Source organism: Pseudomonadales bacterium (assembly GCA_013215025.1).
Classification (GTDB): Bacteria; Pseudomonadota; Gammaproteobacteria; order Pseudomonadales; family DT-91; genus DT-91.
Window position 1 is genome coordinate 1 of the sequence record JABSRR010000114.1, and the last position, 5,485, is coordinate 5,485.

The window sequence follows — 5,485 nt, forward strand, 5'->3', positions numbered from 1 at the left end:
TCCTCTGGCAGCACGGCTGTATCAGAGGCGTATTTTGCACAAATGTTAGGGCTTAAATTTATTGCCGTGATGCCAAAGCAAACCGCAACCACAAAAATTGCACAAATTCGCCTATACGGTGGTGAATGCCACTTCGTCGATCGCGCTGATCAGATGCACTCAGCCGCTAAAGCCCTTGCCGAGCAATGCGGTGGCTATTTTATGGATCAGTTTTTGTATGCTGAGCGGGCCACTGATTGGCGTGGCAATAATAATATTGCCGAGAGCATCTTTCAGCAGATGGCCTTAGAGCCTCACCCAATACCTACAGTGATTGTCATGAGTGCAGGCACTGGCGGCACATCGGCAACCTTGGGTCGATATATTTTATACAAAGGTTACACAACTGAGTTAGTTGTCGCCGACCCTGATGCCTCGGTGTATTTTGATTATTATCAGAGCCGTAATGCTTGCTTAACTGCTGCAACAGGCAGCCGAATTGAAGGCATTGGCCGGCCGCAGGTAGAAGCCTCGTTTCAGCCGGATGTGATTTCGCGTATGACGAAAGTACCAGATGAAGCGAGCCTAGCAACGATGCTATGGTTAAACGAGGCGCTAGGGCTCTGTGCTGGGCCATCGACCGGCACTAATTTATGGGCAGCATTACAGGAAGCAGAGCAAATGTTAGCGGCGCAGCAGCAAGGGTCTATCGTGACGGTACTTTGTGATAACGGCAGTCGCTATCAAGATAGCTATTATGATCCAATATGGCGAGATGCGCACTTCGGTGATTTATCGCCTTATCAGCAGCAGTTGCGTGGTTTTTTAGCTGAATAAATCTCATCAACTATCAGTCAGACTGAAATGACTTCTTAATATCTATATAAACGTAACAGGGTTATATAACTATAACTGAGGAAGGAAAAATCTGAATGCGTGGAGACGGGGAAAAAATGAAAAAGCCTGTGCCAGATTGGCACAGGCGAAAGGCTCGGTTTATTGCATACCTTTACTCATAAACTCATCAACAACGTTAGACATGTCGAAGGTTTTGCCACCTTGCACAGGTGGGTATTGTTTCAGAGTTTGCAGATGTTTTCCCATCAGCTCACCCATGGGTTGAATCAACCACGACACTTTTTGCAACAGATGTCCATAAGAGTCTTTATTATCAAAGGATTCCATTGGGTCCATACGAATATTAAACACTAGCGGTACGGTGCGCGGTATTAGGTTGGCATAGTAGTCTTCTTTGGTAGAAAAATGGAACTTCCATGGCCCCATGCGCACTGCAGTGAGTTTAGATTCGTAGTAGTGAAAGATATGGTTACGGGCTGATTTTTCAGATTCGCCCATCCAGTAAGGCAGATTATTAATACCGTCGATATACTGGCGTTTCTCTTTCATCAACTTGGCTGGGGCATCCTCAACGCCCGCTGCCGCAGCTAGGCTGGTAAACATATCTTGGTGTGCCTGAATGCCGTTAAGCGTTTGCCCTGGTTTAAGCTTAGCTGGCCAACGAAGCATAGAGATCACGCGCACACCGCCCTCATAGGTGGTCATTTTCTCGCCGCGGAATGGGGTAGTTGCGCCATAGGGCCAAGAACTGTGCTCAGGGCCATTGTCAGTTGAGTACCAAACTATGGTGTTTTCATCTAAGCCTTGTTCTTTTAGAAAATCTAACACTAAACCGATATCATGATCATGCTGCAGCATGCCTGAGCCATGGTAGTCAGCTTCAGAGGTATACTTTTCTGCAGCATAGCGCCATTTATCGTTTAAGCGCGTGTACAAATGCATTCTGGAGGTATTTAGCCAAACAAAGAACGGTTTGCCGTCTTCTTTCGCTTGCTTCATAAATTCATGCGCTTTTGGAATAACTTCACCCTCATCGAAGTTTTTCATCCGCTCTTGAGTAAGAGGGCCGGTGTCGGTTAAGGTTTGCTTGCCGACAACGCCAAAACGTGGATCGCGGGTTGGGTCAATTTTATTCGTAGCAAAGGAGTGTACAACGCCACGGGTACCAAATTTATTTTCATAATCTTCAAGATTACCAGAATACTGTTTGGCAAAATGTTGGTAATCGCGCTGCTCTGCCTCTTCTTGCGTATTGAGGTGGTAGAGATTACCAAAAAACTCATCAAAGCCATGCACAGTAGGCAGGTGCTCGTTGCGATCGCCTAGGTGGTTTTTGCCAAAATGGCCGGTAGCGTAACCGGCGTCTTTTAATACCTCAGCAAGGCTAGGTGACTTGGCCTGCAAGCCAAGAGAGTCGCCGGGTTGTCCCACCGTGGTCATACCTGATCGAATCGGGTATTGGCCGGTAATAAATGCGGCGCGACCTGCGGTACAGGATGGCTGCGCGTAGTGGTCAGTAAAACGGATGCCCTCATTGGCAATTTTGTCGATATTCGGTGTGGTATAGCCCATTGTGCCAAGACCGTAGGCACTGATATTTTGCCAGCCAATATCGTCGCCCCAAATCACCAAAATATTGGGTTTGTCGGCGGCCAAAACAGAGGTGCTAATAAGCAGTGAAAAACAGCAGCTGAGCAAATGCCAGCATTTTTTGATATGCAACATAATCGTCCCTTTGTGATAGTGGTTCCCTGAGTTGATATTAGAACATGCAGCAAAAGTTGATGCAAAATTTTACGGTAAATAGATGACAATTAGGCAAGAATGCTATGCCGCTAGCGTTTTAAGCCCATCAAGCTTTGTTCTAGCTGTTGTAAACCGCGATTAAAAGGGTGGTTTTTGCGTGCCTGCTTAACCACCTGCAGTGCCTGCGCGGGTTGTTGATGGCTGTTTAGCGCAACCGCATATACGTATTGATAGCGCGCATTTTCGCGCGCTAATGTAGCGGCCTGCTGTAAATGCTGTAACGCTTGCTGGTAGTTTTGCTGGCGAATATAAAATAGGCCCAGCGCATGTTGCGTTGCTGCTGATTCGGATGTAGGGCAATCGCCTGATCTAGCCAGATACCTTCCTGCTTTGGCTGCTGCAGTAGTCGATACAGTTCAGCCATGCTTAAGAGCGCTGCCTCATGTTGTGGTAAAATTACCAGTGCCTGCTTTAGTGCCTGTTCAGCCTGATTCAAGTCATTTAATCCAATGTAAAGGTTCGCCAAGGCTAGCTGCGCCGATGGCATATCGGCCTGCGCTTGTTGCATGGCTTGATATTCCGCTAATACAGCAGATAGCTGCTGTTGCTCGGCGTTTGATAAGCGCGCGATAGGCAGTTCAGCCAGCAGCTCGGCTGCTGCCATGCGAACCGACTTGGTCGGATCTTGACTCAGCCGCAGTAAGTCGATGCGTTGAGCGGGCGGTAAATACGAGAGTGAGCGCACAGCCGCTGCGCGAATCATTGGGCTTGTATGTTGCAGCATTGCTAGACTGCTATGATAAGCCTCGCTAGAAGGAAATTGCTGCAGTTCTAATAAGGCGCTCGCGCGTTTAATGTCAGGCTGCTTTGGGTTGTGGATCAGTGCAATCAGCGCTGTAAGTGCGGCGGGGTCTCCTTGTCGGCTGGCATGCATGGTTTTACTGTAATCAACATCTAGGCCTTGTTGAAAATGCTGCTGGTTAGGCCATTGCTGACGTGCTTTGACGGCCCAGTCAACCGACTTATCTTGATGACAGGCGTTGCAGCTATTTTCAATGCCTAAGGCTTGGCTTAATTCAGGGTGCGGTATAGAGAAGCTGTGGTCACGTCGTGCATCGACCCCCATATAGGTTTTTGCAGGCATATGGCAGTCAACGCAGAAGCTGCCGGCGGTGCCAACTTGATGCTGATGATGACTGCTTTGCTGGTAATGTTCGGCTTGATGGCATTGCAAGCACACCGCCTGACTGCCGCCTCTGACTTTACCGCTGTGCGGCGAGTGACAGTCTGTGCAAACCACGCCAGCTTGCGCCATTTTACTTTGTAAAAACGAGCCATAGACAAACACTTCGTCATCAATATAGCCGTCTACGCGATAAAAATGAGGCTCTAGCAGGCGTAAATCGAACTGATCGGCGAATGGGCGTGAAACATCGATAGCCTGGTTAGAAAGCTCACTACGTAGCGCGTGGCAGGCGGCACAGGTCTCAACTTGCTGCTGTGGCTGCTGTTGATCAAGCCGATGCGCGATAGTGCTGTTGTCTTTAAAGCGCCACTCACCTCGGTCTTGTAAGGTTAAAATAGCCTTGTCTGTATTATTGCTCTCACCAGCATTAAAGCTGTTTGCCCATTCAAGGTGCGCTGACGCTGGGCCATGACAGGCCTCGCAGGCAACATTATGTTCGCTGAATTGGCTGTTAAACTGATTATGCTTAGCGTCATAATGTTTCACCAGCTGAGTGGAGTGACAGCTGGCACAGCGGCTATTCCAGTTTTGAAACGCGCCGGTCCAATGCAGTGCATGATTGGCATCAATAGCGGTTTGTTGTTGCGGGTCTTGTTGCTCATCTTCTGGGTATAAATGGAACCAGCGTTGACCGCCCTCAGCTATAGGGCGATTATCCCAGTTAATGCTTAATACCTGATAGCGGCCGTTAGGCATGGCGATTAAGTATTGCTGCAGTGGTTCAATGCCAAAGGTATAGGCAACTTTAAACCGTTCAAGTTTACCTTCTTTGTTATCGGTAGTGACAAAATACTCGTCACCTTCCATGCTAAAACGGTGCTTTAAACCATTGTAAACAAATGCTGTATTATTGAAGTTGGCCACCACCGTGCGCTTGTTGGCCGGCTGCATCGAATGAAAGTGGTGAGATTGCTGCCATTCCTTATACGCCTCGCTATGGCAACTTTGACAGGCCTTGCTGCCAACATACTCTTTGCCAAGCTGGTGATTTGCGCTGAGCGTATTTGTTAGGCTGTCTGACGCGACAGCGAAACTGGCCCAGATGCCGGCCACAGAAAGTATAATGGGCAATATATTGAGAAATACATTGAGCAATGGATTAAGTAATGGATTGAGCAATAATTGTAGCCTTGGTTTTGGCAGAGGCTTTCTCAGTAATTGTGCAAATAGTTCTGCAAATACTTCTGCCAAAAACGGGGCAAATAGCCTTGCCAAAATACCTTGTCTCAACCGGTAACTAAACCGGTAACCAAGCCGGTAACTAAGCCAGTATAAAAACCGGTGCAATCCTGCTGCTTTATTGCCTACATCGCTCATGCTTACATCAATGTGATCAATTCCCTGTAGGCATCATTTTAACCATAAGCGAGGCGTTGTGAAAGCTGCTTTAACCAGATTACAATAGCTTGGCAGTCACTTAACTGTTGATTAACGGCCTATTTGCAGCTTATTAATAGCCTATCAATATCAACTCAATCTTCGCTCAATTAGCCTTATCATATTTAGGCTATTGTTTAGGTTTTATAGCGACTGGCAGATGAATATAAGTCGCTTCGTTCAGCGTGTTTTTATTAGTGTCTGGATGTTTTTGTCAGGAACTTTTTCAGCGATTCAGCATCTTATCAATCGTCCATTATTGATAGGTGAAACAGATGT

The 5,485-nt window shown here is 47.3% G+C and carries 3 protein-coding genes; 1 reads left to right on the forward strand and 2 read right to left on the reverse strand.

The features are described from left to right. The coding region (locus HRU21_08650; GenBank protein ID NRA42358.1) for a pyridoxal-phosphate dependent enzyme at positions 1-816 on the forward strand (816 nt) is incomplete at its 5' end. Between the two features lie 159 nt (positions 817-975). Here the strand turns inward: HRU21_08650 and HRU21_08655 are convergent. Continuing rightward, on the reverse strand, positions 976-2,562 hold the full coding sequence (locus tag HRU21_08655; GenBank protein NRA42359.1) for an arylsulfatase: 1,587 nt from the start codon (positions 2,560-2,562) through the stop codon (positions 976-978). A 271-nt stretch (positions 2,563-2,833) separates the two neighbouring features. Then, positions 2,834-5,146: a HEAT repeat domain-containing protein gene (locus HRU21_08660; protein NRA42360.1), complete on the reverse strand. Its 2,313-nt coding sequence runs from the start codon at positions 5,144-5,146 to the stop codon at positions 2,834-2,836. Between the last annotated feature and the right edge of the window lie 339 nt (positions 5,147-5,485).